This window comes from Filibacter tadaridae, from assembly GCF_900609045.1.
Lineage (GTDB): Bacteria > Bacillota > Bacilli > Bacillales_A > Planococcaceae > Sporosarcina > Sporosarcina tadaridae.
Genome location: NZ_UXAV01000039.1, coordinates 104,047 through 130,793 on the forward strand (window position 1 = coordinate 104,047; position 26,747 = coordinate 130,793).

Below are 26,747 nucleotides of genomic sequence, written 5' to 3' on the forward strand. Positions count from 1 at the left end.
ATACCAAGTTCTAACACAATTCAGGGTTGTGTCAGGACTTGGTATCGTTTTTAATCCGTGGTGAAGTTTTTATGTATACTTTTAATGCTTTATAGAAGTTTTCTCGAGTACCTATCATAATGATAAGTAATAACTCCCCGTTTTTCTGTTCTTCTACACAATAAGCCAATTCATAACTCGCTTTCTGATGTCGGATATCCATAGAAGAAACTCCAGCTAAATCGCCCTTTTTAGGATTTCCCAAAGTTGGATCTAACCGGAGGCCTTCAATCGCTTTCTTAAATTTTTCTTGCAGCGGCTTATCATTTTTAATCGCTTTTAAAAATCGTTTTGCGCTAGGTAAAACTTCAAAATCTAACTTCTTTTGTTCACTCATTTTCGACCTCTTCAAGATTAGCGAATAAATCTTCTGTACTAGAATATATTTTTCCATCTCGGGTTTCATCAATGAGCTGCTGCAAAGCCGATTTCAGTTGAGATTTACGGTAAACAAATTCTTTTACCATCTCGTCGCCTGATTCATAACCCTCCCGAACTAAATCCGCTAAAATAGTCTCACTACTATCCACTTCTTCCGGTATAGGTTTAATCATGAGAATCCCATCTACCATTTCACAAAGTACTTCGTCGCCGATTTGAAGTTGATCGTGAAACTCTTTCGGGATTGTCATTTGTCTTTTTTTCGAAACAGCAATTTTCTTAGGTATCGACATCTGCGTGCTCTCCTTCTGTGACAACATTGCATTTTCCATAGTATACGCCCCCTTTTCTATTCTGATACCCATTTCCCTTTTCCGGTTTCTTTGTTGTTAGTATACCACAAAGGTACCAGCCACTAAGCCATGACAGATTTTAATTTATCGATTCCTTTGTATGTAAGTTGTGCAAGCCCTGTTTGGAACCAGACTTGCTCGTTATACATTTAAAATGATAAAAAGAGAATGACTATTACCACTTATTGTTTAACTTATCCACCCCTAAACAACTAACTAATTGCGCCGAAGAATACTTAGTGAACCAATACAACTAGAGAGATAGAGAGAGTGATGGTGTTCAATGTTTAGGTCAATCAAGACAAAAATCATAGCAACTGTAATGGTGCTATTCCTTATCGGCGTAACAGCAATGACCGCAATTTCCAGTATGCAAGTCCAAAGTAAAACAGAAAAAAATCTAATCGATCAAAGTGTAGTGTTTGTAGATGAGATGGGAAATTCAATCACAAATTTTTTAGGGCAATATGAAAAAGGGATTACTCAATTATCTAATTCCAAAGTAATAAGGGATTATACAGTTGCAGACAGTGGTGCAACGTTGGATACGGAATTTACGGAGTTCCTGGATTTATACGGCGAGTCTTCGGCGGTTTACTTCGCACTTCCGACAAAACAGATGATGCTTGTCCCGCATGCTGACCTTGGAAAAGATTATGATCCGACCAGTTTTGAGTGGTATACGGAAGCTGCAGCGAATCCCGATACCGTCTACTGGACGGAACCACATATCAGTCGTACGACAGGCGAGTATGAAATCAGTGCCATGAAGGCCGTTCTGAAAAACGGGAAACTTATCGGTGTTCTGGGACTTGATATCAACCTGGATACGCTAGCCGAATCCATTTCCGAAAGTGACATTGGCTACAATGGCTATCCGGTTCTCTTTGATTCCACAGGGGTTGCAATGGTGCATCCGACGTTAGCCGGTGAAAGCCTGATCAATCTTCCCTACATTAAAGAAATGTTCGCGAGGGACAAAAGCAAAGGGGCCATCCATTATACCCACGAAGGCAACGACAAAGTGAATGTGTTCGCAACCATTCCTGGTTTCGAGTGGAAAATATCGGCGATTTATAACGAGAAAGATATTAACGAAATTGCAATTAGTCTAAGGAAGTCCATGATGATTGTAGCTATTGCGACACTTCTACTATTTTTCATCGTTCTCTATTTCATGATCAGTCGTACCATAAGGCCAATCGGAGTATTGAAATCATTGATGGATTCCGTCTCAAAAGGTGATTTAAGCGTCCGTTCAGACATTAAGACAAAAGACGAAATCGGCGAACTTAGTGATAACTTCAATACGATGATTGAAAATATGAACGCTATCATTACAGTCGTCAACGGTTCCGCTTCGAATGTACGCGCAAGCTCCGAAAGCTTGAGTGCAGTTGCGGAAGAGACGAATGCATCGAGTGAAGAAGTTGCAAATGCGGTGACTGAAATCGCTCAAGGCGCATCGAGATCAGCTGAAGATGCAGAAAACGTCACCGAAAGCGCTGAATTGCTCGGCCGGCAAATTAACGAAATCACGACAAAAGCTGGTGCGATGTCTGAAATCGCCATAAAAGCAGGTGAAATGAACGTAAATGGTCAAGGGCGTATGCAAGAACTGAAACTATCCTTCAGTGATTGGGAAACGAATTTGGAGTCAATGTCCGAGGTAATCGGAACGCTTGAGGATAAAGTGAAAGCAATCGGCGGGGTTATGGAAACCATTACCCAAATCTCTTCACAAACGAATCTACTGGCACTGAATGCAAGCATCGAGGCGGCACGCGCAGGCGAACATGGTAAAGGATTCGCTGTCGTTGCGGATGAAGTACGGAAACTCGCTGAACAATCAGCAAGTTCAACGGAAGAAGTGAAAGTAACCGTACAAGAGCTACAAAAAGAGTCCAGACTCGTTGCACAACAAATGAACGAAACCCGTGAAAACTTCCAAGTTCAGGGCACAGTTGTTCACAACACGGAAATCACTTTCGAAGGAATTTCAACGCTTATGTCCGACCTGCAAGTTTCCATCGACTCCGTGTATGGAGAAATCCAGAAAGTCGCTACTTACAAAGAAGACGTCGCTGAAACAATCCAAACGATGGCGGCTACTTCTCAAGAAACGGCGGCAGCCTGTGAAGAAGTGAGCGCTTCAACGGACGAACAACTTCGTGCTATCCAATCTGTTACGGATGCAGCAGAAACGCTGACGGGGTTGAGTGAGGAATTGAGTAATGCGGTAAATCAGTTTAAAATTTGATCTTTTAGAATTCTAAAAAAGCGTTGCGGTCACATAAATGTCCGCAATGCTTTTTAGTTTTTTCCAATGAAATGTATAGCTAACCAGCACGAATTATTTCATCAGTTCTTTATAAGCTAAAACCTTCAATGCCAACATTTCCTCTTCTGTCAATCTGTTTTCAATCTTATCGAACAATTGCTGTTTTTCTTCCGCTGTCATGCCGCTTCGTGCTTTCGCTTGAAGTTCTGCAAGTTCACTCATGTTAAATTTTTTGAGCAGTAGTCTCGTCGCCTGTTCTTTTGTCTGGAAAGGCAGCTTCTCACTATCCACATTCTTTCCTTCTGCAATGAAGGCTTGCAATTGCGGATCATCCCTCACTTCATCTTTAATGCTTTCCAATTGCCCACTTTGATCAAGCTCTTCTGATACCTGTCCCATCAATTGATCTGCAATCATCTTGGTACCGATATAATAAACACCGAGTCCCAGAACCGCGAGAACGATGACAGTTATGATTAGACGCCTTAGGAATTTCATGTTTTCATCTCCTATATATATGTTAACGTTTTTAAACCGTTAAGGACAACTCACGCTGTTGTCTCGCCAACAAATGGATTCGACCAACCACCTCTTGCAGTTCCACCTAGTCTAACCTTAGCCGATTTAACAATCCAGCCTGAACAGAAGTGCTTACGAGTAAGGCTGTCCATAAGCCCAATAAATGAAAAAACAGCACGAGACGCAACATTCGTCTCATGCCGTTTTTTTACAATTCCATATGTAGCAAAAAGTTGCTTCCCCAACCCTTCAACAAACTAGGTCTATTCAACCTGCCCCTTACATATACATAATACTAGACCTATCTTTATCATTTTTTCCCACACAAAAACTGCGGACTTATGTCATTTCCGATGATTATATGCGAGTCAGTTAGCCATTTTCACACGAAGGGAGGTCAAAATAGTGACAACATACGAAGTCGTAAGCTTACTCATCCAACTATCTGGTGGATGGATTGCTTTTATGTCAGTGTCGTTGTCGTTACTCATTTTCTTATCAAGTAAGAAGTAACCGTCCCCCATCGGCAGACGTGCGGACAATTACTTCTTTACTCCGAGCCAGACACAAGTACCGTACGCACCGTTTCAAGATATGCAAAATCGGAAATGACTTCGTCTAGCGGTTTACTAGTATAGGACTGAGTACTCAAACACCCAACCCTTTTTTATTGTATGTTCCGTTACTAATTATATGCTAGTTTGCTAGAAGAAGTTCTCCACTTCTATGCTACTAGTGACTTATGCAAATAGGTTCTCTTATGTCTTGAAAATTGATTGCCCGCTATCTATGATATGCAACAAGCACTATGAATAGAAACATAGTAGACGGACTTTTCAAGGCAACAGTAACTACTATCTAACTAATCACAATTTGATAGGTCTTTAACACTATTTCCCATTGGATTACGTTTTGAACAACGCTCGACACTATTAGGAGGAGGTCTACGAATGGAAAACTATGCACACGTATTCCCTTACAAAGTCGGTATCCAAACAGCAAAAGCCAATGAAATCCCTGAAGGAGTATCTTTAATTCAAGCTCCAAAGATTTGGGCCGAAACAAAGGGTAAAGGTGTGACGGTAGCTGTACTGGATACGGGATGTGATAGCAGGCACCCCGATTTAAAGGAACGTATTATTGGCGGTCGAAACTTTACAGACGATGATAGAAGCGATCCAACCATCTTCCACGATTACAATGGCCATGGAACACATGTAGCAGGAACGATTGCCGCCGGGCAGAACGAAATAGGCGTAGTCGGCGTGGCCCCGGAAGCAAGTTTACTGATTGTAAAGGTGTTGAATAAAAAGGGCGCGGGGCAATATAAATGGATTATCAATGGTGTCAATTACGCTATCCAACAAAAAGTGGATATAATCTCCATGTCACTTGGAGGTCCAAACGATTCTCCTGAACTTCATGAAGCCCTCAAAAAAGCGGTCCATAATAATATACTTGTCGTTTGTGCGGCAGGAAATGAAGGCGATGGCAACGAGTCAACAGATGAATTCGCCTATCCAGGCTATTATAATGAAGTCATTGCCGTCGGTGCTGTTAATCTTGAACGCCGCCCTTCTGATTTCACCAACTCACATAATGAAATCGACCTAGTTGCTCCTGGCGAAGGTATACTCTCTACTTATTTAGACGGAAAGTACGCTACCTTAAGCGGTACATCAATGGCCGCTCCCCATGTCACGGGAGCACTTGCGCTCATTAAAAACGTAGTCAACAACCGCTTTGGACGAAGACTTTCGGAAACCGAACTCTTCGCCCAGCTCATTAAGCGAACAGTTCCACTTGGCTTCTCGCCAAAACTTGAAGGCAGCGGACTCGTCTATTTAACAGTAGCTGATCATTTGACTGCCGTATTTGAGCCACAAAGCACTGAATGGGTCTTAAGCGCACACTGATTGAGATTCAAATGGTTGACAAATCTGTAACCAATCACGCGGAAAGTATAACGGTGTTAATCGGTTTCCAGTTTAAGAACAGTAAAGCCCGCCTTGGACATTAAGGATACGGCTATCTCGCTTTGCATTAAATAACGACTAAATGACCGAAAGTTGAAACAAGTAGTAGACTTACTAATCCAACTGACACAGCAGCAATCAATCCGATATAGAAAGGTTTTATGCCTAGTCCTTTAAAAACTTTAAAGTTCGTCGATAACCCGACACCAGCCATTGCCAACCCGAGCATATATTTTGAACCAAATGAACTCCAAGAATTATAAAAGTCTTGCCACGTTGATGGATCAAGGAAGCCAAAAGCTGATCCGGTATTCGTAACAGTCAAATCACCAATTGTCCTTATCAACGCAAGCGCTAAAAACCCGATAACGAATAAAGGGATTAACTTGTACCACTTTGGAATTTTGTATTCAGTTCCATCTTCATTCTTACTGGCACCTTTGAAAAAGAAATAAGAAACGAGTGGAATGACTGCAATTATAAACAAATTTCTTGTTAATTTCGTAACTGTAGCAACATCAACTACCTTTTGCATATCGAACATTTGACTGTGAATAAGAGCTGCACCCGTTACTTGCGCTGTATCGTGAATAGCTGTTCCTAAAAATAGTCCCGCTTTAATAGGATCATCTGCAAATAAAAGATTGGCCAAGTATGGGTAAAACAACATACCAACCAAACCGAAAATCGTTATATTTGCGACGGCATAAGAAATCTCATTATCTTTTGCTTTGACAACAGGGGAAACAGCCATAATTGCAGTTACTCCGCATATACCTGTTCCGCAGGCAATTAAAGTTCCAAGTCGATTCGATTGATTCATTTTTTTCGTGAAATAAAGCGTTACGAATAATCCAGAAGTAATACAAGCAATAATGAGTGGAAGGCCCCATGCACCAAGTTTTAACGCCTCTGTAAGACTTAGACGTAATCCTAGTAAAATAATTCCGGCACGCAACGCGTATTTAACAGAAAACGCCACTCCGTCAATGAGAACCCTATGTAACCCAATTGTATTTCGAATAATTATTCCTAGTAATATAGCCACAAATATTCCAGATACGGGACTTGCGCTTCCTTCTGGTAATAAACCTAGTTTCACAATTATTTTCCCTATTAGATCTGCTGCATAAATACCTAAAAGTGTCACAAACAAACAAAGAAAAAGTCCAGGTATTGCTCGTACAAATAGTTTACAAATGGGATTGGCGGAGACTAACTCGTAAAACTTTTTCATCTTTTCCAAAGACTCACCCTTTCACTCGTTTATTACCTCACTTTACAAGGGCAAGATACCCAGCCCTTACATAAACAGAAGATAAGTTTACTAACAAAGAAGGGCTTATCCCCTAGTTAGTCTCACTAAAAAGGTCATACTTTCCGTTTATAAAAACTAATTTACAGATTATCTTTATTGCAATTATTTTTGGGCCCTATATGCTGCAAGGGGCGGAATAAAATCAACAATCGTCTAGAGATATTTTGTATTCCTTTTGACACTTTGGACAATGAAGATGCGAGACATGGCTAAACTTTATCAATAATTCCCCCTTCTTTTAGTTACATATTTTTTTGGTATCTTCAGTTAAAATGGCTCTCAAAAAATACAATAGTTTAACTATCGAACTATCATATGTTTGAATATCCTAATAAATGATTCTCTCAATTATTTGTTGAACATAAAAAAAAGAAGGAAATCATCCGCACCAGTGATGACACTCTTTTAGTTACGCGACAAGTAAGGCAGAAACATACCTTTAAGACTTGGATGCCTACTATTTAGCTTGTTTCCATGTTGATGTTTATAGCTGTACTTTGTTTGACAAAGCTTACGTAAACTATCCCAACTCAGCACAGGTCCCCGTTTTTATTTCACTTCAGCTTTACATGCATTTATAAACCTTTCGAATAGACGGACTGATACTTCGTCACCTGCTGTTGCTAATGCTTCGGGATGCCATTGTACGCCCATTACGAAATCGTGTTGTACGCTTTCTACAGCTTCGATTATTCCATCACTCGCAACTCCTGAAACAATTAATGGTTCAGGGACATTCTTTACGGCCTGATGATGAAACGAATTTACGCTAATGCGCTCAGCCCCTGCAATCGAAGCGAGTATCGTCTCTTTATTGACTTGTACGTAGTGTGATTGTTGATTTCTAGGAGATTGTTGAACATGTTGTAATAATACATGGTCTTGTTGTGCATGAATATCCTGGTACATATTCCCTTCCAGTGTAACGTTTAAAATTTGATGGCCCCTACAAATCCCTAAAATCGGTTTATTTAACGCTAACATTTTTTGAATGATTTCAATCTCATTGGAATCTCTTCCCGGTGAAATTCCTCCAAGTTTAGGATGCGGTTCTTCATCATAGTAAAATGGGTTGGTATCCGAGCCACCACTAAGTAGTAACCCGTCTAATATGCCGGATAATTGTAGTACATCTTTTTCCATTCCTAGTGGTACTAAAAGTGGAAAACCTCCTGCTTGCCTCACTGCTAGAATATAATCGTTATTAAGTTCATGTCTATAATCAAAACCGTTATGGCATGTTATTCCTATTATCGGTTTCAAAGTAAATTGCCCCTTTGCTCGTGTATTTTTAAATCCGATTTTATTTCAGCTAACAGATCCCGCTATCATAATTGAACTTCGAATGAGTTGGTAGCATTCAATTATGTTACTACCTTCGTACGACACTGTTAATGGTCCTGTTCTTTGCGTAAATGGCAAAATTTCCACTGCATCAGCAAACCCAGTATTTATAAACTCAATATTTATTGTATAGGGCGCCGTCATTGTGAACGGTTTAACCTTTTTATAGTTCTGTAACGCTTTTTTCGTACCTTCTCTAATTAGTTCTCTGGCTTTTATCGGGTGAATATTCAAGGCGGTAGTACGGTTAATCGTTTCTTTGACGATTGTTTGATGGATTTCTGGGATACATGCAATCGCTTCTTTTGCAAGTAAATTACAACCAGATGCAAAAACTACAGGCACATCAAAGTCTCCAGCAACGAGGGCATTTAAGCCAAATTCACCAAGTTCTACTCCATTTACACTAACTGTACGAATTACTCTTCCATTAAAAGTATGATTCAACACGCCATTTGTTCCCATTCTAGTGTGATAACCAACAAAAAGAACTGCGTCGAAATCCGTAGCAATCCCTTCCATCATTGCTAGTCTTTTAGGCGTTCCCAGTATTAGTTCAGCTTTCGTGTGTAATTTTTCATGATAAATATTCCGCATTGTTCCATGAGAGTCATTCACAACTATTTTTTCAGCACCTGCATCTAAAGCGCCAAGTACACATGCATTGACTTCTTCAGTCATCAGCATCCTTGCATAGTCATGCTCTCTTCCATCTCGTAAAGTATGCTCACTATGAACAACTCCAGAGACACCTTCTATATCTGCTGAAATATAAACTCTCATAATTACTCCTTCTGAAATGTACTAGTTAAACTATCCATTTAGCCAGGAATGTCGAATTAAAAGACCATTCAATATCCCGTACTAACTGGAATTACTTTTAGTCAAAAACACTTAACTAGTTTGTAAAACTTTTACCCTTTTCATGAACTGCTTAAATACTGTCAACGTTTGTTCCTTTGAATCACTATTTCGGATGGACTTTCCATCGATACTTACAATCGGCATTATTTCATTTGTTGTACTTGTGATAAAAACTTCATCTGCCTCCAATAACTCATCAGGAGTAAATGACTTTTCTACAAATTGAAAGCCAAGTTCTGTCGCAACTTCTTTTACAGCTATCCTAGTGATCCCCGCTAAAATATGCTTTGAAAGCGGAGTTGTCGTTATTGTTTTGTCAGTTATCATATACACATTAGAGCTAGTACCCTCAGTTACAAATCCATCTTTCACAAGAATTGCCTCGTAACAACCAGCCTCAAAAGCAGCCTGTTTAGCAAGGATATTCGGCAAAAGATTCAGTGATTTAATGTGACAATTCGCCCATCTTTCATCCTCATGAAAAATAGCTGTCTTTCCTTTTTGACGGATAGAATCATTAATAACTTTACTAGGCTTGACTGTCATTGAAACTGATACAGGTGCATCTGGGAATAAGTGATTCCGTGGTGCAATACCTCTTGTAATTTGAATATAAACATCACAATTACTCAATGCAGACTTTGCTACAACTTCCTTGATAAGCTCTTTCATTTCATTTTCTGAGTGATTAATTTTAAGTTTAATAGCCTTTGCACTTTTGAATAATCGTTGAATATGTTCATCCAACATAAAGAACGCATCCTCATATATTCGGATTACTTCATAAACACCATCACCAAATTGATGTCCACGTTCGTCGATAGGAATAACTATTTGTTCAATTGGATAAAAAGCACCATTAAAGTAACCAATAGACATAAAAAAAGACCTCCCCAAATATACTGTTAGTCGTTTATTTATATTGTTTTAAAAAAGCTTCACCCTTATCTGACAGCTTCGTTCCACCTCGACCTACTCGAGCAATTACTAATTTTAACTCTTGCATAACTTCTAATCGAAGACGAAGTTGCTGATCAGATAAATCGATACCACTTTCCCTTAATTTCATTTTTACTTTAGCTCGTCCAAATGTCTGATAGTTTTCCCTAGCTTCTTTATAAATAGAAAGAATGGCTAAGCTTTCCTGTAAGAAACCATGTGACTCAATCTTCTCAATTACCGAATTCATCATTTCGTTTGTTAAAATCATTTTTTCTTGCGACCACTCATCAGTCTCATGACTCTTCAATTTTTCATGCTTTGTTCCATTTAACGTATCATGCCTAAAAGTTAAACTTAATTGAGACTTAAAAAATCGGTTCATTAAAGATTTATATTGAACTTCTTCTCCCAAGCATTTATCAATTTCCACTACCGTTTTAAAATCTAACGTTCTGGGACCTATATCGATAACATTTGAAATCCCTCGTGGAACGAGTTCCATTTCACCAGGCGTTACAATCCAATCGACATTGGTTGGCATTATGTCAATTGGATTGTAAACCTTATACTCATGTTCAAAATAAATCGTGTTAAGAGCGACAGCTGTATCCTTTGCATGTTCAACTGTGTCATTGATGATTAGAATTTGCTGACCTTTTGGTAATTCACTAATTCTTTTAGTAGCTGCTATATTCACTTCTCGATTTGCAAAGATAATTTTGCACTCTTTTGGGATAAATGATCGTGCAATACCCAACAATATTCCCTTTGAAAAAACAACGATATCTTCTTCCGCTATAATTTCCTTCGTCAACTCTTGCAATGTTAAAGCTGATAAATCAATCTTAGCACCGAATATATCTAACAGTTGATACGCTACAATATTTAAATACTCTTTTTGAATGGATATAATATGAACTTTTTTCTTCATATTAACTTCCTAATTCTTCTGCAAAGTGACAAGCAACAAAATGCTCTTTTTCTATCTCTCTGAATTCTGGTATTTGTTCTCTACATCTATCTTGTGCAAATGGACACCGCGTATGGAATGTACATCCCGAAGGTGGAGCTGCAGGGCTTGGTATATCACCTTTTAATATAATTCTATTTCTTTTCACAGTAGGATCAGGAACAGGCACTGCACTTAGTAATGCTTTTGTATAAGGATGAAGTGGGGTCGCAAATAATTCGTCTCTCGTAGTCAACTCTACAAGTCTTCCTAAATACATAACTGCTACCCGATCTGAGATATGTTCAACTACACTTAAATCATGAGCAATAAAAATGTATGTCAAATCATATTTCTCTTGTAAATCTTTCAACAAGTTAAGTATTTGCGATTGAATAGAAACATCCAGTGCGGAAACGGGTTCATCTGCAATGATAAGTTTTGGGTTAACCGCTAAAGCACGTGCAATACCAATCCGTTGACGCTGTCCACCACTAAACTCATGAGGATAACGGTTTGCATGGTACTTATTTAACCCGACAACTTCCAGCAATTCAACTACACGATCCGCACGTTTTGCTTTATCAATATTATGAACAATAAGGGGCTCTTCAATAATTTCCTTTACCGTCAGTCTCGGGTTGAGTGATGCATAGGGATCTTGGAAAACCATTTGAAATTCTTTACGTAAAGGACGAATTTCATCGTCACTTAAACCCGTAATATCATTCCCTTCAAAAACGATTTTACCTTCCGTAGCTTCCAGTAATTTCATCAATACTCTACCAGTAGTTGACTTTCCACACCCACTTTCACCAACGATACTTAATGTTTCACCTTTTTTCACTGTAAATGAAATACCATCTACAGCTTTTATAAATTCCTTCTTTTTACTAAATAGTTTTTTCTTTATCGGAAAATACTTTTTAATGTTGTGTACTTCCAACAAGTTCTGACTCATCTTGAGGTACCTCCTCATGTAACCAACATCTGACAGAGTGATTTGTAATTACTTCTTTATATTCGGGTTCTTTTTCCCAACAGATATCCATTGCATGCGGACATCTTGGTGCAAATTTACAACCTTCAGGCATTCTAGAAGGTATTGGAACGTTACCAGGAATAGACTGTAGTCGATCTAATCTTTCTCCGATTTTTGGAATCGAAGCTAATAAGCCTTGCGTGTAAGGGTGTTTTGGATTAGCAAATATAGAAAGTACATCACTTTCCTCCACTGCGCGTCCACCATACATAACAACAACACGATCACACATTTCCGCAACCACACCTAGATCATGCGTAATTAGGAGAATTGCGGTATCCGTAGTTTTAGTCAAGTTTCTCATTAAGTCTAATATTTGAGCTTGGATTGTCACGTCCAATGCTGTTGTTGGCTCATCAGCTATTAGTACTTTTGGGTTACAGGCCATTGCCATTGCTATCATTACACGTTGACGCATTCCGCCAGATAACTGATGTGGAAATTCATGGACAATCTTTTCTGGTCTTGAAATACCTACAGACGTTAACATTTCAATCGACCGTTCTCTCGCTTCCTTTTTCGAAAACTTCAAATGAAGGATGATTGCTTCTTCCAATTGACGTCCAATTTTAAATACTGGATTCAATGAAGTCATCGGTTCTTGGAAAATCATAGCAATGTCATTGCCTCGAATTTTACGCATATCATTTTCACTTATTTTGACAAGGTCTCTGCCTTCATAAAGAATTTCACCATCTGCAATCCGTCCTGGCGTGTCTTTTAATAACCTCATAATTGAAAGGGATGTAACACTTTTCCCACTTCCTGATTCCCCAACAATTCCAAGCGTTTCACCTTTAGAAACTTCAAAAGACACGCCATCTACTGCTTTTACAACACCTGCATCACTTGTGAAATACGTTTGTAAATTATTCACTTTCAGTACGGGTTGATCCACTTGAAGTCCTCCTTTCCAAAAAATCAGTCTTTAATCTTCGGATCGAGCGCATCACGTAAGCCATCACCTAAAAGGTTAAATGCTAGTACAGTGATGAAGATTGCAAGTCCCGGGAAGATTGTCACATGTGGTGCGATATTTAAATAGTCTCGTCCGCCACTCAGCATAGCGCCCCATTCTGGTGAAGGTGGTTGTGCTCCTAAACCTAGGAAACTCAAGCTTGCTGCAGTTAAGATTGCGGAACCAATCCGCATCGTAAAATAAACAATAATACTAGATAATGTACCAGGGAAAATGTGCTTCCAAATAATTCGACGTGGTACAGCACCTATCGATTTTGTTGCTTCCACATAAAGCGTTGATTTTACTGCTAATGTAGAACTTCGAACAATCCGCGCAAACACCGGAACACTAAATATGGCGACTGCGATAATTACGTTACCTAGACCAGGCCCTAAAATAGCAATAATACCAATCGCTAATAGAATTCCTGGAAATGCAAGTAACACGTCACAGCCTCTCATAATAATTGCATCAACTTTTTTTCCATAATAGCCAGCAATCAGACCAAAAAAGGTACCGCCAAGCGCCCCTAAAAATACGGAAGTCAATCCAACGTACAATGAAATTTGTGTACCAGCGACAATTCTACTGAAAATATCTCTACCGTAAGCATCTGTTCCAGCCCAGTGTTCAGCCGTTGGTCCGGTTAAGACATTATTATAATCAGGCTCAGCGATGTCGTAAGGGACAATAAACGGACCGACAATCGCAAGTGCAATGAGGAATAGTATAAAAAAGAATGATACAAACGCAAGCTTCTGTTTTTTAAATTTCCTCCAAAACTCAGAGAACGGTGTGTTTGACTTAATATTTTCCATTGACTGTTGCATATAAGCCTCTTTTTTAGTTAGTTTCAATTCAACCACTTAGTTTCCCTCCTTACTCATACCGGATCTGTGGATTCAAAATCCCATACAACAAATCAACAATTAGGTTAATGACGATAAATTCCAAAGCAAAAATCAGCATCTCCGCTTGAATGACTGGATAATCACGATAAGCTACTGAATCGATAAGCAGTTTACCTAATCCCGGCCAACTAAATACAGTCTCAATAACAACAGACCCTCCAAGAAGGAATCCAAATTGTAATCCCGTCATTGTAACAACTGGAATCATTGCATTTCGTAAACCATGTCCCCACGTAACTTTGCGTTCGCTCAAACCTTTCGATCGACCTGTACGGATATAATCTTCCTTTAACACATCCATTAACGAAGATCTTGTAAAACGTGCAACAACTGCTGCTACACCTGTTCCAAGCGTAAATGCAGGGAGGATAAAACTCTTCCATGTTTCCATTCCACCAGTCGGTAACCAACCGAGCTTCACTGCGAATAGTTGGATAAGCATAAGACCTAACCAGAATGATGGTAATGATAACCCCGAAACAGCTCCGAACATCCCAAAATAGTCCTGCCATTTATTTCTTTTTGTTGCTGAAACAACTCCAATTAACAAGCCGATAATGACAGCCCATGCCATACTCCATACGGTTAGCCAGAATGTCGGCATAAATCGTGCACCTATCTCTTCACTAACTGCTCGACCTGTTTTAAGTGATTTCCCTAAGTCTCCTTGAACAAGGTTTTTCATATATGTGAAATACTGTTCGACAATCGGTTTGTCTAGTCCCAATTCCTCTCTTACTAACTCCACATCCGCAAGCGTTGCATCTACCCCAGCAACAAGACGCGCAGGATCCCCTGGAATCATATGTACGAACATAAAGATGAATATTGATACTAAAAAGAGAATCGGTATGATTTCAAGAATTCTTTTAATGATAAAACGAAACATTTTAACCCCTCCTTTGGTAAAGAGAAAGAGTGTTATATATAGAACCTATATATAACACTCCTTCATCAAATCATTCTACAATTTCTAATTCTGAAACGCTCAAAGAACCGTCAGGCAGTAAGTAGATTCCTTTTAAATAGTTCTTCTTACCAGCAATTGTATTTTCCGCTGTTAAGAATACCCAAGGTGCATCTTCCCAAATTATGCCTTGTGCTTCTTCATAAGCTTTTGCACGTGCAGCATCATCTGCAGTTTGTAAACCGTCTAAAATCAATTGATTTACTTTAGGATTATTATAGTAAGAAACGTTGTACGCATTCGGTGGGAATGCATCTTCTCCGCCAACAAGAGGGCGAATACCCCAGTCTGCATCACCAGTAGATGGTGACCATCCACCATAATACAATTCAATATCAGCATCTTTCGCCTCTTGTACGGACCAGATCTTGTCTGATAACGTTCCTGCTTCCATTGGGAATACTTCAACTTCTATACCAACTTGAGCCAATTGTTGTTGTAAAAATTCCATTGCCTTAATAGCACTCGAGTTGTTAGCGCCCCATAGGTTTGCTTTCAATCCTTCTTTAACACCGGCTTCTTTTAATAATTCTTTCGCTTTTTCCACATCAAATTTATAAAGTTCTTGTTGTGCATAGTACTGAACGTCAGGTGCAATAACGGAATCTAATTTACTCGATTGATCGTTCATAACAACTTTAATGAAAGCATCTTTATTAACCGCATAGTTTAGTGCTTGCCTTACTTTCTTATCATCAAATGGTTCTTTTAATGTGTTCATAGCCATATAACGAACAACGATAGATGGTTTACTTTCTATTTCAATACCGTCTTTACCATCAATTCCTTCTACTTGCTCTGTTGGAACTGGGTAGATGAAATCTGCTTCTCCTGTTTGTAACATTGCAATTCTAGATCCATTTTCAGTTACAGGTTTAAATGTGATTGAATCTACTTTCGGGAAACCTTCTTGCCAATACTCTTCGTTTTTAACAATTTCTAACCCTTCACCTGGTTTCCATTCAACAAATTTAAATGGTCCTGTTCCAACTGGATTTCTAGCTATTTCTTTACCGTGTTCCTCAAGAGCTTTCGGGCTTATAATCAATGCAGCTGGATGAGCAAATGTGTTAATCATCGCCCCAAATGGCTCTGATAATGTAAATTTCACTTCATAATCATTTACTACTTCTGTCTTTTCGATTATAGCGAAAAGACTATGTCTTTTTAACCCACTATTCGGATCAGCAAGACGATCAAAATTTACTTTTACAGCTTCCGCATTAAACGGTGTGCCGTCATGGAATTTAATGTTTTCACGAAGTTTAAAAGTGAATTCCGTTGCTTCATCATTTGCAGAATACTCTTTAGCTAAAAGAGGGATAATTTTCATGTCTTTGTCAAATCCTAAAAGACCTTCCATCATCGTTTTTTCTGCTGAATTTGATAGTGTATCATTTGTGTCGTGTGGATCCAGCCCTGTAAAGTTACTTGCTACAGCAACTACAACGTCTTTTCCTTCTTTTGTAACTTTTTCAGCTGATTTTCCATCGTCAGAACCTTTTCCTTCTCCACCCGAATCACTACATCCAGCCAATACAAGCACCATGAGTAGGGCGATTGCGGACAACAATCCGTAAATCTTTTTCATCTTCTTCTCCCCTTTGTTATATAGTTTTTATGATAAAATGCTATATGCATTTTCCAACTTAAAGTTTGGACGTAATTGTCCAATAACTTCATCTCTAGCGTTTTTCAAATCAGGATAAAGGTAACTATGAAGCTGTTCACATTGTTCCTCATTTAACAAGTCCAATTGTTTTAGAACTTCTACTGCTGCCGGATATACTCCACGACCGTTACCATCTTCAATTTTGATGGCAATCCCTAATCCTGTCTCAAGGTCTCCAATACAGTAAACACCTTCTGCTCCAGCTTTTCCGAACATTCTTCCGTCTTCAATACGCATGAAATCTGAACAAAAACGATCAGTGCCGCCTACCATTTCGGGTGCTGCCATCATTGCAGAAGTAATTTTTTCAATCGCATTTTTTCGTTTAGTTGGAAATGAAACCGGATCTGCCATTTTCGCAAAACTTAATGCAAGGTTTTTTAATGGAATGCCGTGAACAGGGACTCCACATCCATCGATACCAATTTCTATATCGTCTGCTGGAATTTCTGAAATATCGCTAATAACTTCTAGTATTCTTTTTTGTACTGGATGATCTAATTTATAGTAATCTTCTAGGCTTTCATTCATATGCTTGGCTGTCGTCAACATACCGCTATGTTTCCCAGAACAATTGTTGTACTCAGGTGTAATTTCCTTATCTGCTTTTATAAGTGCTTCATATGTTTCTTTCCAGCGAGGTGGATGCGTTCCACATTTCAAACTGTCTGTCGTTAAATCCAATCTACTTAAAATATTTTTAACGCGATTAGTATGTTGGTCCTCCCCGTTATGGGATGCACAAGATAGAGATAAATCTGCTGGATCAAATTCAAAATGATCTGCAGCACCTGTTTCAACGATAGGAATAGCTTGCAGAGGTTTCATAGATGAGCGGGCATATGTGACTCTGTCCGGATTTCCTTTTGAATACAGAAGGTTCCCTTTACTATCTACTACTGCAATATGGCCCCAATGTTCACTTTCAACATTTCCTCCTCTTACTACATCTACTAATCTTTCAGCTTTCATAGTCCCATCCCTTTTTTGTTTATATTTTTTATTACTATATATCACAATCGAACACAATACAACACTTATTCAGAAAATAATCTCTATTTTCATTATTCATTATGGCGGAATAGGTTGTTTTGTGTTAAATGGGATATTACTCTTGAAAAATCGTTCCATTTCAAAGTTTGAGTGACACGAATACTATTTCTTGCAAATAAAAAAAACGTCAATAATTATCCTGTTTAAAGGGAATTAGTTGACGTTTGTTATACTGAATTATTCACGTTAACTCCATGCGAACTTGAAGTATGTGCTTGAGTTTAAATACAACCACTTGCTATACCGCTTCGTCGCCTGGTGATGGCCTTCCGCAAATTTGTTTGGTGTACGAGTGAATTTGTCGTAGCTTTTACCTTGTGAGTGCCTATGTGAGAAAAAATGATAAGTAATTCAACAAACTATACAAACATGTAATCTTATTGGCTCAACAAAACAAAATCCTTCTCAGGCACAAAAAAACTTTTTTCACCAAAATGTATCCTTCTCCCCCATTCCCCTCTATATAAAGAATAAAAGGGGTTCCCTCCAATGAAAACATACCTAACAGAACACGCATACTTCACAAACACAAAAGACTTAGACGAAGCCACTCGGCAACACGTACTCGTGAACTGGGACGCCATGAATAAAACCGAGCGGGCTGTTCTTGATATGATCCGCCGTTACTCCGTCAAATATGGCGCCGCCCACTTGAAACACGAGACCATCGAAAAAGCCATCAACAAATCCAACGCAACAGTTCGGCGTGCAATCCGCAAGCTAGAAAAGCTCGAAATCATCGAACGCATTCACTTTATCCGTCCCGTCATGAGCGGGCTTGGCGCCAATATTTATGTCATTAAACCAATTCATGACCAGTCGAAAATGAACAGTCCAGAAGAAGCCGAAAAGCCAGCTGACAGTAAGCCGCAACCCGCAATTCCGAAGACCGAAGCTTTTCTTTCTAAATCTATAAGTTCTAAAGATCTTAAAAGAACGTCTCCTCCGAAAGTGTTGCCTACAACGCTTTTCGGGAAGATGAAATCTCTTCTTTCTTCAACAATCGGAGAAAGTAAATTGGCACGCAATTTCTATGGCATCTATCGTCACCAGTCCCTGCGAATGTTAAAATTCAGCATTCATGAGGATAAAGGTGAGCTTTTTGAAGTATTAGCACTCCAAGCCCTGCAAATTGCTGTTCATGCAACCAAATTGAAAAATATACGAAATATTCCTGGCTACTATTCAGGCGTATTGCGCGAACTCATTGACAAGGCATTATTCAGCGAGGCTTTTATGGATTATGATGTTCCGGTTGAGGGATTTTTCTATCGATGAAATTGTGTGCAAGATTTCCTTTTCGAAGTCTTAGTATGTCGGAAGGCTGACGTAGTTGGTTGGACACTATGAGTGGGTGGTTGGACATCTTTGGGGTTTCGTTATAGATAAGTCAACATTCGTTGAACACTTCTCTGTTCGTTGCGTCTGCGTACCCGTGAGGAAAAAGGCAATAAATAATCCAAACACTCGAATAAATAAAGAACAGACATGTTTTTGAATGTCTGTTCTTCCTTAAACTTTTATGAGATTGTGGTTTATTGACTGAGTAGTGTCTCGCGTAGCAAATCCAAAAGTTACGTTCGAATAGTACAGATCCAATCAGCACATCCGTAGAAAACTGTTAGGGGAATGATTGCACTTCTCAATGAAGAACAGGATAGTACTGTTTTTCAAGGGAACTGAACTCACTCTTTAATGCATTCAGTTCATCATTCAGCGTCTCAGTTTCACGTGCTGAAAGATTCTGTTCCAATGCATATTCAGCGATTCTTTTCATTTCATGAAGCTTGACATCCATTTCATCCAAGATCCGAACCTGTTCATTAGTCCATTGCAGCTGTTGTTCCAGGGATTTCTTGTGCTCTTGTTGGTCTTGATTCATGTTGTTTCCTCCTCAATGACATGCAAACTTGCTGTATTTGCATGAGTCAAAGTAAAACCACTTGCAATACCGCTTCGTCGCTTGGTGATAGCCTCCCGCAATAAGCCCAACAGAAGTTCACTGCCGTTCTTATTGCTTCGGCTCACACTCGTCGCTCTTGCACTAAATTCATACCACGGTACCTTGTATTGACGACGTTTGTGCACTTCAATACGTGGCAGAAGCTGGCAGCCGGATTACTGATCAGTTAATAAGTTCGTTTTTTATTTCAAGAACTTGTACTCTGGTAAGTCTCGATAAACGGATAACCTTTTCAACATCAAACCCCTCATTTAGAAGTAGACGGGCAGTTATCTCTTTTTCCTCTTTGCGTCCTTCTTTCAGGCCTTTTTGAAGCCCCTCTTTCCGACCTTCCTGTTCACGAAGTTCTGCTTCTCGAACAGCTGCTTCTTCATCCAGTACTTTTTTCAGACGTACATCATAAGCAAATGCTTCTTCGTCCGAGCCACTGAGTGCTTCCCAACTTTGAAAGGCCGTACGTAATGTTCCATCGTTCATGGCAATATTCCTCGGGCCCGCACGAGGCGGGTCATGCAGACGTTGCCGCAGGACGCGGCGGTTTTAGTCTGCCTTCCTCTTTTAAAAATATCATCGTAGACTTTACCTTCACGGTGATCGACAATCCCTAATAATAATAACCAACGAGCCAACAAATCATCCCAGGGGTTCAACTTTTCTAATTTCCAGTCACGAATGAGTTTTGACATTTCTATAAAGTGAAATTCCATTATGTCCGTCAGTTTGAACTTTTCTTCATCCTCGTATAAATGATAAGTTGTATGAAAGCGTTCAGTTTGATTGAATATAGAAAAGTTCATAATGTTAATCGCTATGACAGGATGCAATTCCTTATAACCTCTTTTTGGTTTCATCGGTGCACGATAAACGCCCGCCCAATAGTAAATCGAACGATTAATCATGTCATATTGATTTGAGAATTGAATTTCGACATTGATCCATTCATCCGCATTTGTGACGACCAAAAGATCAAGCCTGGATTGTTTGTCATTCTTATGCTCGCCGCCTGCCTCGGTATTCGAAAACGATATATCTTTAATACGGTCACGGCCTGTTCTTTGCAGAATTGCATTAAGAAATACAACGGTTATCTCCTTATTCTTTTCACTCCCGAATAGCTGCTTGAAAGCGTAATCTACCTTTAGATCCATCAGCTTTTCAAGTGGTATCCGTTTCAATACTTTCGTTCGCATGATTAATTTCACCTCATTTTCAGTTATCTTCAGTATAGCACTTTTGGAACGAAAAAGAGAGCGAAAACCGCTGTCTCTTTGGTTTAAAACGCTCTCCTATAGGGCTTATTTATCGTGCTTGTTTGAATGAATACCTGGTGTTATTCAAATTGTACGCGTGCCTGTGCAAGGAATAACGATAAACAACTTACACGTTTGTATAATAATGCAGGCAATCTAATGTTTATCAGCTTTCCAGTTCATAAGTATGTAATTGTAGTGAATTGACTGAATACAACCTTACACATAGGTACCCGTCACTTTGCTTCCAACCACACTACGCATTCGATATGTGTTGTCATTGAAGGTTGATACATTTACACGAATATCCTAATTCAGCGTGAATGTAGTCCCCCTATTAGTTTTAATGCTTCATATTTTAAATGGTAGTATTGATATCACTGTTAGAAAATCCACTTAAGAAAATGCTTATAAATAATCTTTTCATATTTGAACTTTCCCTGCTACTACTTTGCATGGATTCCAATATATGTGCATTATCACCCGCCATTTTCTCAACTCAAATGAGTTGTAATTTTTCCAACATTTTTTTAGTTGAGTCAGATATCATTGTTCCTTCATAAGTAACCTCTAGTTGATTAGGGAAATGCGTTCTGTAAATTTCCAGTTTCTCTTTCCATCGTTTATCGTACGATTCAACGCCTATCATGCCAAGATGCTCCCAGTATATTTCCCTGCCATCCTTCATTCTTATTGTAAAATCAGGCTCAATCCATTTATGGGCAGAATATAGAAGCTTTTTCTCATATTCATAATCAACATTATGTTCGTATAATAGATTAGCAATTATAACTTCAGATTTTGAGCGTACTTTATCTCCTTTGGATGTAGCATAAATTCTGTTTAACTTATGCTTGGGGACCCCAAGGTAATTGCCGATTTCTTGGTGTAGTTGTCTTGAATCACTACTTTCGTCAAGTAAATAAACAAAGTAATCCAGCAAATTATGCTTATACTGTTTTCTTTCACTTATATATTGTTGCAGATCCTCCTTCTTTTCAACTGGTATTTGTTCATAATTCGGATTAATAATTAGGCATTTATCGATGTTTTTAACTAACTTGACTTCATCGCTTGCAACAGAAGAAAAAATTAAATCCACAATTTGTTTTGGGCTTCTTCCTGTGTTACTTACACTCTTAATAAAACTTTTTGTCTTCGTTGAATCGAACACTTCTTTCAACTGATCATTTTGAATATCAGACAGCATCTTTAAATTAGATGCACCCTTACATTCAATTGATATTAGACCACTTTCCAGAAAATAGGACAAACACTTTTGCACTTCATCATCATCATAATATTGAAGAGTTTTTAATTTTTTCTGGTTACCCGTTATTTTTGTAAAAACAGTATCCAAAGCTTCTATACTTGGAAATGACTTATCTATGAAATGCGTTTTCTTTACTTGAATATTTTTATTCGTGTAAAGAATATATGCATTGGCAGCACCTTTATCTCTTGCAGCCCTTCCGATTTCTTGATAATACTGTTCCACAGATTCAGGCATCATGAAATGAATAACAACACGAATATCTGGAATGTCAATCCCCATACCAAAAGCGTTTGTTGCAAAAACAACGTTTACTTCATCTTCTTTATAGGCTTGTATAATTTTTTGCCTTTCGGTTGCTGACATATCACCATGGAATGCGACAGCTTTATAACCTTTTTCAATAGCCATCTCCGTTAGATCTTCAACACCTCTTTGATGGTACTTCCTGTAAAGATAGACTAGGACCTTTTCATCCTTGTGGATATTAAGAAGATCCCAGAACTTCTCTTCTTTCTCATTTTCATCCTTGAATTTTAATACTTTTAAATTTATCTCTGTCCTCATCAACTGTTCATCTTTAATGACATTCTCTTTGCGTATTTTAAACTCATCACAGATTTCGACCACTTCTTTGGAATTTAAGGTTGCAGTCAATGCTAGAATTTTCGGCCCCCATGACTCTACTCCATAAATTTCATTCATAAAAACAGGTATTCTTTTGTAAAACGGGCGAAAACTCACACCCCACTGACTTACACAATGAACCTCATCAATAGCAATTAGCTTAATATCATCTTTTCTAATAGCAATGCAATGTTCAAAGAAGCCATCCGTAGATATTCTCTCTGGACTAACAAAAATAAAGTCAGGATTTAATTCTCTTTTACTGAATCTTTTCAGTAGATCTACTTGTTTCTTAGCATTAACTCCTCCATGAATAGTGAGTACTTCATATCCTTGTTCACGAATCTTCTCCGATTGCTCATCAATTAAAGCAATTAAAGGTGAGATTACAACTGTTATCCCTTCTAAGGCTAATCCTGAAAGCCAATAAATAAGCGATTTACCTCCACCAGTAGGCATAATACAAAGTGAGTTATTACCATCAATTATATTAGAAATCACATTTTTTTGAAATTCCTTTAATTGAAATTCCTGATGAAGAGATGGAAAGTACCTTTCAAATAACTGATCAATTTTAATGGAATCCATAGCCATCCTCCCTAAACTTACTCTTTAAGAAGTTGATTTCTTCGTTATGCATGTGGGCTACAAATGATAGAAATGATTCTACAAATACATATCGATAATCCGGATTCAAATAGACATCTAGATTTCCGGCTTCTTCCTTCATCATTCGATAAGTTTGTAAAGCATAGAAGGAAAACAACTCATATGGATAGAAAAAGTTTTGCTGTGTTATGTTCTTTTCAGTATCAATCATTAAAAATTCAGAATCCTCATGGCAGTCAAACGTTTTCTTACCTGTCAGATACCACAATGCCCAGATAGCGTCTCTACTTCTATTTGGAAATACTGCTGGATTAGTTTTATACACTAAATGGCTCTTAATTCCCCCACCAATGACACCAAAAGCCGTATATTCACTAGTATCTAGAGGAGAGAAACCCAATTCGTCCAGTGATTGTATATCCTCGTATGTTTCTTTGTCATAATTATTTTCTATATATTCTGTAGCAAAGTTGGACAGATTAGTGACCACAGACAACAATTTATTTGGATCTGATCTTCTGAATTCAGCTCTGTATTTATCAAGTTCTTTCGCCCTTTTATTTTGAAGGGTTACTCTAATAATTGGACAAGTGTTTTTCAAAACAGTACTTTTAAAATTTGGTGGATCTTCCTCATGTTCTTCAAGTGCCTCATCATCCATTATTTCCAAATAACTGTCCCTATCCTTTTCAAAATTATTAATTGCTTCTTTAACAATGCTTTTATACATTTCACCTTGATCTGTGACTTTTTTTATTTTTGGTGTTTGTGTGCTTCCAACCGCCTCAGCAATCCCTATAAGTTTTTCAGCAGTTATTTTGCTGGCAGCTTCGGTTTCCAAATATAATTTAAAGTAACGATCAAATTGCTTTTTAATTTCTTCAGACACCTGTTTCATATGATCCGGTTCATAGCATACTTCCTCAATATCGTTTGGATAGTACATTACTTCTCCTCCTCAAATTTATATAGACTTGAAATCTCTTTTTACTTTTCTATACTATCAATTGTAGTGATTATCAAGCATTCAATGAAACAGTTTTAATTAATTGAATTTCTCCTTCACAGATTACTACACAGTTTTTTCAGTTTTGTAATCTCCGCTTCAACTGCAACACGTATCAATCTATGACGGTTTAGAGATAAAGAACCTATATTATTAATCGTCCTGAATTGTGTGCGTACCTGTGCAAGAAAAAACGATAAACAACTCACACAACTGCATAATAATGCAGATAGTATAACGTTTATCTAATCTCCCACTTATAAAAATGTAATTGTAGTGAGTTGACTGAATACAACCTTACACAACGTTTAATGTGAAATAAGTCAAGCGCTATGTTTCATGTATTTTGGCCGCACGAAACCAAAGTCCCAGGTTACTATTTTTTTGAAACTCAACAATCACAGAACACTCTATAATGGCATCTTTCCGCAGCGGGAAAGGTCTTGTGTTTTCATTCCACAGGGATACATCCTATTTAATTTAAACTCTATTCTTTAACGTTTTATCCGTATTTGTGGAACAAGACCCATAACGCTGTGCATCGAGGTCCTTAAAGGCCTCAGGTACGATTGTTCTATGTGGTCTGCGCTCCGGAAAGATGCCTTTTTACCTTTTGATTGACTAACGATAATGATAGGTGTGTATTTCGCCAAAAAGTGTTGCACTTGCACATAGTTGTAACTTGACATGGAGCCTCTGTGGGCAAGAGCACCAAGCCTAGAAGCCAGCTATGTCAGGGGCTGGCTTGGCCTGCTAAGGCTATCTCGCCCACCACTCCATGTAAAGTTCCAACGCCATGTCTGTTTGCGATACTGTGCATTCCTATTTTGCACTAATACATTTCTTTTTCGACAAAACGACTGTAAAACGCAGCTACTTTATGTTTGTTTCCTAGTTTCCTGGCGATGACATTTTTCAGAACATAATCAGACTGCTGACTTTGATAAAGAGTTTGGTGTTTTCGCATCGCATACGCTATACGTAGAATCCGATTGCCTAAGGCAATGTAGGCCTGCCCTGTCAGCTTTCCACGCTCTTTTGACCGGTGATAGTGCTTTTTCATCTCGGGATTGAAAAGGGCTACGGATCTACCAACCAGATAAACTACACTTCTGAACGGGGCCCTACCTTGCTTGGAAATGGCGAAGTGAGAGGCTTTTTTTCCTCCTGATTGTTTCACAACCGGGTTAGTACCAGCCATTTTGATCAATTGGCCTGCACTGCTGAAGTTCTCCAAGTTGCCCATCTCCGCCGTCAATTCAGCAGCGAGCGTCGTGGCAATACCTGGAATGCTTAACAGTATGCCACCATCTGTCTCAAGAAGCAGCTCTTCGATTATTTCGTCCAATTCAACTATCTGTCGATGGATTAGCTCGTATTCATCCAGCTTTAGACGAAGAAGGAGAAGTTCAGCGACCAATGTTTCTTTCGGCTTTGAAATGCTTTCTCTGGCATAGGTCAAGAGCCGTTCTATGGCACTATCTCGCATTTTAAGGTTGTGTTCAATCGATAATTCTCTTAATCCTGCATGCCCCAATGAAAGAATATCCGAAGGATGTGGGTAATGTTTCATCAAAAAGAGCGACGACTTTGAAGTGATTTCTTCAAAAACTTTCATCACCTGGTTCTTTCCATCAATCCGAATGTTTTTGCCTTGGAATTCCCGGAAGATATGATCCATATATAGCCGTATATGGTTTACACAACGGGTCTTATCATCTACCATCCGTCGTCTAGCACGAGTCAATTTCTGGAGCTTTTCAAAATCCTCTTCCTTTTTCCGGCTCGTTTCCCCATGTCCCTGTAGAATCGCTTGGACAATCGCATTCAAATCAACCCGGTCGGTCTTTGTGTAGTTCAACAACTTTCTCCGTATTTCAGCAGTTGTCGCTGCATTGATGACCCGCACCAAATATCCTTCAACTCCGCAGACCCTAACCAAATCCTCGTAATAATGGGCAGTTGTCTCAATCCCAAGAATCACATCCGTCAGCTGGTGGGCTTCTCGAGTTTGGTTAATCTTCTCTTTCAGCACCTGAAAACCAGTTTGTGAACCATCGAATTCAAATGGTCCCTTCAAAATGTCCCCATAAATATTACAGATAATCGCCGCATTCACATACTTAGCCGCGTCTACAGCTACAATACAATACTGATCGGCCTCAGCACTTCGCATCAACCGGCTCCAATTACTTCCGTTTTTCCCCTGAATATGATTAAATGACTCTATAACCATTGTTTTCAGCTCCTCTTTTAATAGTGGGGTGGGTTTGGAAGTTCTGTGATTGGTACTTCTCTATACCCTGAAAACAATGGTTTTTTGCGTTTAATACAATCTATTTCATATAATAGCGTACTATGTCAAATACTATTTCTCGATTTTTGGGCGTATCAAAAACACCAACCAAATTAAATAACCAATTTTTGGTCATCGAGGAGGCAACTAA

General features: G+C 38.7%; 25 protein-coding genes. 3 read left to right on the forward strand and 22 right to left on the reverse strand.

Annotated features, from left to right (window positions below; translation table 11 throughout):
• Positions 1–31: 31 nt before the first annotated feature.
• Complete coding sequence (locus FILTAD_RS08400; protein WP_124070047.1) at positions 32–376, reverse strand: type II toxin-antitoxin system RelE/ParE family toxin; 345 nt, start codon at positions 374–376, stop codon at positions 32–34.
• Positions 369–752: an AbrB/MazE/SpoVT family DNA-binding domain-containing protein gene (locus FILTAD_RS08405; protein WP_124070049.1), complete on the reverse strand. Its 384-nt coding sequence runs from the start codon at positions 750–752 to the stop codon at positions 369–371. The genes FILTAD_RS08400 and FILTAD_RS08405 overlap by 8 nt, the downstream gene beginning before the upstream one ends.
• A 304-nt stretch (positions 753–1,056) precedes the next feature.
• Here FILTAD_RS08405 and FILTAD_RS08410 point away from each other — a divergent pair, with 304 nt between their 5' ends.
• Positions 1,057–3,033 carry a methyl-accepting chemotaxis protein gene (locus tag FILTAD_RS08410; RefSeq protein ID WP_124070051.1) on the forward strand — a complete coding sequence of 659 codons (1,977 nt, stop codon included), beginning with the start codon at positions 1,057–1,059 and terminating at the stop codon, positions 3,031–3,033.
• Positions 3,034–3,126: 93 nt separating this feature from the next.
• Here the strand turns inward: FILTAD_RS08410 and FILTAD_RS08415 are convergent, their stop codons facing one another.
• Positions 3,127–3,552: a hypothetical protein gene (locus FILTAD_RS08415; RefSeq protein ID WP_124070053.1), complete on the reverse strand. Its 426-nt coding sequence runs from the start codon at positions 3,550–3,552 to the stop codon at positions 3,127–3,129.
• A 50-nt stretch (positions 3,553–3,602) separates the two neighbouring features.
• Positions 3,603–3,818: a hypothetical protein gene (locus FILTAD_RS08420; RefSeq protein ID WP_124070055.1), complete on the reverse strand. Its 216-nt coding sequence runs from the start codon at positions 3,816–3,818 to the stop codon at positions 3,603–3,605.
• Between the two features lie 705 nt (positions 3,819–4,523).
• On the opposite strand from FILTAD_RS08420, the gene FILTAD_RS08425 reads away from it, so the two are divergent.
• The gene (locus FILTAD_RS08425; RefSeq protein ID WP_124070056.1) at positions 4,524–5,489 is read left to right on the forward strand and encodes a S8 family peptidase; all 966 of its coding nucleotides are present in this window, start codon (positions 4,524–4,526) and stop codon (positions 5,487–5,489) included.
• Positions 5,490–5,616: 127 nt separating this feature from the next.
• On the opposite strand, the gene FILTAD_RS08430 is transcribed toward FILTAD_RS08425, so the two are convergent.
• From FILTAD_RS08430 to FILTAD_RS08480, 11 genes are all read right to left on the reverse strand, one after another.
• On the reverse strand, positions 5,617–6,786 hold the full coding sequence (locus FILTAD_RS08430; RefSeq protein WP_124070058.1) for a YeiH family protein: 1,170 nt from the start codon (positions 6,784–6,786) through the stop codon (positions 5,617–5,619).
• 630 nt (positions 6,787–7,416) lie between these two features.
• Positions 7,417–8,130, reverse strand: coding sequence for a gamma-glutamyl-gamma-aminobutyrate hydrolase family protein (locus FILTAD_RS08435; protein ID WP_124070060.1), 714 nt, complete (start codon positions 8,128–8,130; stop codon positions 7,417–7,419).
• A gap of 45 nt (positions 8,131–8,175) precedes the next feature.
• Positions 8,176–8,994: a M55 family metallopeptidase gene (locus FILTAD_RS08440; protein WP_124070064.1), complete on the reverse strand. Its 819-nt coding sequence runs from the start codon at positions 8,992–8,994 to the stop codon at positions 8,176–8,178.
• Positions 8,995–9,105: 111 nt separating this feature from the next.
• On the reverse strand, positions 9,106–9,954 hold the full coding sequence (gene dat / locus FILTAD_RS08445; protein WP_124070066.1) for a D-amino-acid transaminase: 849 nt from the start codon (positions 9,952–9,954) through the stop codon (positions 9,106–9,108).
• A 34-nt stretch (positions 9,955–9,988) separates the two neighbouring features.
• Positions 9,989–10,948: a winged-helix domain-containing protein gene (locus FILTAD_RS08450; protein ID WP_124070068.1), complete on the reverse strand. Its 960-nt coding sequence runs from the start codon at positions 10,946–10,948 to the stop codon at positions 9,989–9,991.
• 1 nt (position 10,949) lies between these two features.
• Positions 10,950–11,927, reverse strand: a complete 978-nt coding sequence (locus FILTAD_RS08455; protein WP_124070070.1) for an ABC transporter ATP-binding protein — start codon at positions 11,925–11,927, stop codon at positions 10,950–10,952.
• On the reverse strand, positions 11,893–12,906 hold the full coding sequence (locus FILTAD_RS08460) for an ABC transporter ATP-binding protein (RefSeq protein ID WP_124070072.1): 1,014 nt from the start codon (positions 12,904–12,906) through the stop codon (positions 11,893–11,895). The genes FILTAD_RS08455 and FILTAD_RS08460 overlap by 35 nt, the downstream gene beginning before the upstream one ends.
• A gap of 23 nt (positions 12,907–12,929) precedes the next feature.
• Positions 12,930–13,799, reverse strand: a complete 870-nt coding sequence (locus FILTAD_RS08465; protein WP_124070121.1) for an ABC transporter permease subunit — start codon at positions 13,797–13,799, stop codon at positions 12,930–12,932.
• Positions 13,800–13,848: 49 nt separating this feature from the next.
• Positions 13,849–14,769, reverse strand: coding sequence for a glutathione ABC transporter permease GsiC (gene gsiC, locus FILTAD_RS08470; protein WP_124070074.1), 921 nt, complete (start codon positions 14,767–14,769; stop codon positions 13,849–13,851).
• A gap of 70 nt (positions 14,770–14,839) precedes the next feature.
• Positions 14,840–16,438 (reverse strand): glutathione ABC transporter substrate-binding protein, encoded by a 1,599-nt coding sequence (locus tag FILTAD_RS08475; protein ID WP_124070076.1) that lies wholly within the window; start codon positions 16,436–16,438, stop codon positions 14,840–14,842.
• A 27-nt stretch (positions 16,439–16,465) separates the two neighbouring features.
• Positions 16,466–17,491, reverse strand: a complete 1,026-nt coding sequence (locus tag FILTAD_RS08480; protein WP_124070078.1) for an asparaginase — start codon at positions 17,489–17,491, stop codon at positions 16,466–16,468.
• Positions 17,492–18,061: 570 nt separating this feature from the next.
• On the opposite strand from FILTAD_RS08480, the gene FILTAD_RS08485 reads away from it, so the two are divergent.
• Entirely contained in the window at positions 18,062–18,850 is a 789-nt protein-coding gene (locus tag FILTAD_RS08485; protein WP_124070080.1) for a helix-turn-helix domain-containing protein, read from the forward strand.
• A gap of 364 nt (positions 18,851–19,214) precedes the next feature.
• On the opposite strand, the gene FILTAD_RS08490 is transcribed toward FILTAD_RS08485, so the two are convergent.
• The 7 genes from FILTAD_RS08490 to FILTAD_RS08515 form a co-directional block, all read right to left on the reverse strand.
• Entirely contained in the window at positions 19,215–19,454 is a 240-nt protein-coding gene (locus tag FILTAD_RS08490) for a hypothetical protein (protein ID WP_124070082.1), read from the reverse strand.
• Positions 19,451–19,600, reverse strand: coding sequence for a hypothetical protein (locus FILTAD_RS15810; protein ID WP_160117587.1), 150 nt, complete (start codon positions 19,598–19,600; stop codon positions 19,451–19,453). Before FILTAD_RS15810 ends, FILTAD_RS08490 begins: the two co-directional genes overlap by 4 nt.
• A gap of 97 nt (positions 19,601–19,697) precedes the next feature.
• Complete coding sequence (locus FILTAD_RS08495; protein WP_124070084.1) at positions 19,698–20,012, reverse strand: RpnC/YadD family protein; 315 nt, start codon at positions 20,010–20,012, stop codon at positions 19,698–19,700.
• Entirely contained in the window at positions 20,009–20,725 is a 717-nt protein-coding gene (locus tag FILTAD_RS08500) for an Rpn family recombination-promoting nuclease/putative transposase (protein ID WP_124070086.1), read from the reverse strand. Before FILTAD_RS08500 ends, FILTAD_RS08495 begins: the two co-directional genes overlap by 4 nt.
• A 559-nt stretch (positions 20,726–21,284) precedes the next feature.
• Positions 21,285–23,273 carry a RecQ family ATP-dependent DNA helicase gene (locus FILTAD_RS08505; protein ID WP_124070087.1) on the reverse strand — a complete coding sequence of 663 codons (1,989 nt, stop codon included), beginning with the start codon at positions 23,271–23,273 and terminating at the stop codon, positions 21,285–21,287.
• Complete coding sequence (locus FILTAD_RS08510) at positions 23,260–24,240, reverse strand: hypothetical protein (protein WP_124070089.1); 981 nt, start codon at positions 24,238–24,240, stop codon at positions 23,260–23,262. The genes FILTAD_RS08505 and FILTAD_RS08510 overlap by 14 nt, the downstream gene beginning before the upstream one ends.
• Before the next feature lie 892 nt (positions 24,241–25,132).
• Complete coding sequence (locus FILTAD_RS08515) at positions 25,133–26,536, reverse strand: IS110 family RNA-guided transposase (protein WP_124070091.1); 1,404 nt, start codon at positions 26,534–26,536, stop codon at positions 25,133–25,135.
• Positions 26,537–26,747: the final 211 nt, after the last annotated feature.

Coding starts and splice junctions, on each gene's coding strand:
- FILTAD_RS08465 (WP_124070121.1), bottom strand. CDS start 13,799: ATGCAACAGTCAATGGAAAATATTAAGTCAAACACACCGTTCTCTGAG.
- FILTAD_RS08515 (WP_124070091.1), bottom strand. CDS start 26,536: ATGGTTATAGAGTCATTTAATCATATTCAGGGGAAAAACGGAAGTAAT.
- FILTAD_RS08415 (WP_124070053.1), bottom strand. CDS start 3,552: ATGAAATTCCTAAGGCGTCTAATCATAACTGTCATCGTTCTCGCGGTT.
- FILTAD_RS08440 (WP_124070064.1), bottom strand. CDS start 8,994: ATGAGAGTTTATATTTCAGCAGATATAGAAGGTGTCTCTGGAGTTGTT.
- FILTAD_RS08495 (WP_124070084.1), bottom strand. CDS start 20,012: ATGAACGATGGAACATTACGTACGGCCTTTCAAAGTTGGGAAGCACTC.
- FILTAD_RS08430 (WP_124070058.1), bottom strand. CDS start 6,786: ATGAAAAAGTTTTACGAGTTAGTCTCCGCCAATCCCATTTGTAAACTA.
- FILTAD_RS08480 (WP_124070078.1), bottom strand. CDS start 17,491: ATGAAAGCTGAAAGATTAGTAGATGTAGTAAGAGGAGGAAATGTTGAA.
- gsiC (WP_124070074.1), bottom strand. CDS start 14,769: ATGTTTCGTTTTATCATTAAAAGAATTCTTGAAATCATACCGATTCTC.
- FILTAD_RS08505 (WP_124070087.1), bottom strand. CDS start 23,273: ATGGATTCCATTAAAATTGATCAGTTATTTGAAAGGTACTTTCCATCT.
- FILTAD_RS08425 (WP_124070056.1), top strand. CDS start 4,524: ATGGAAAACTATGCACACGTATTCCCTTACAAAGTCGGTATCCAAACA.
- FILTAD_RS08405 (WP_124070049.1), bottom strand. CDS start 752: ATGGAAAATGCAATGTTGTCACAGAAGGAGAGCACGCAGATGTCGATA.
- FILTAD_RS08485 (WP_124070080.1), top strand. CDS start 18,062: ATGAAAACATACCTAACAGAACACGCATACTTCACAAACACAAAAGAC.
- FILTAD_RS08510 (WP_124070089.1), bottom strand. CDS start 24,240: ATGTACTATCCAAACGATATTGAGGAAGTATGCTATGAACCGGATCAT.
- FILTAD_RS08500 (WP_124070086.1), bottom strand. CDS start 20,725: ATGCGAACGAAAGTATTGAAACGGATACCACTTGAAAAGCTGATGGAT.
- dat (WP_124070066.1), bottom strand. CDS start 9,954: ATGTCTATTGGTTACTTTAATGGTGCTTTTTATCCAATTGAACAAATA.
- FILTAD_RS08410 (WP_124070051.1), top strand. CDS start 1,057: ATGTTTAGGTCAATCAAGACAAAAATCATAGCAACTGTAATGGTGCTA.
- FILTAD_RS08450 (WP_124070068.1), bottom strand. CDS start 10,948: ATGAAGAAAAAAGTTCATATTATATCCATTCAAAAAGAGTATTTAAAT.
- FILTAD_RS08490 (WP_124070082.1), bottom strand. CDS start 19,454: ATGAATCAAGACCAACAAGAGCACAAGAAATCCCTGGAACAACAGCTG.
- FILTAD_RS08400 (WP_124070047.1), bottom strand. CDS start 376: ATGAGTGAACAAAAGAAGTTAGATTTTGAAGTTTTACCTAGCGCAAAA.
- FILTAD_RS08475 (WP_124070076.1), bottom strand. CDS start 16,438: ATGAAAAAGATTTACGGATTGTTGTCCGCAATCGCCCTACTCATGGTG.
- FILTAD_RS08455 (WP_124070070.1), bottom strand. CDS start 11,927: ATGAGTCAGAACTTGTTGGAAGTACACAACATTAAAAAGTATTTTCCG.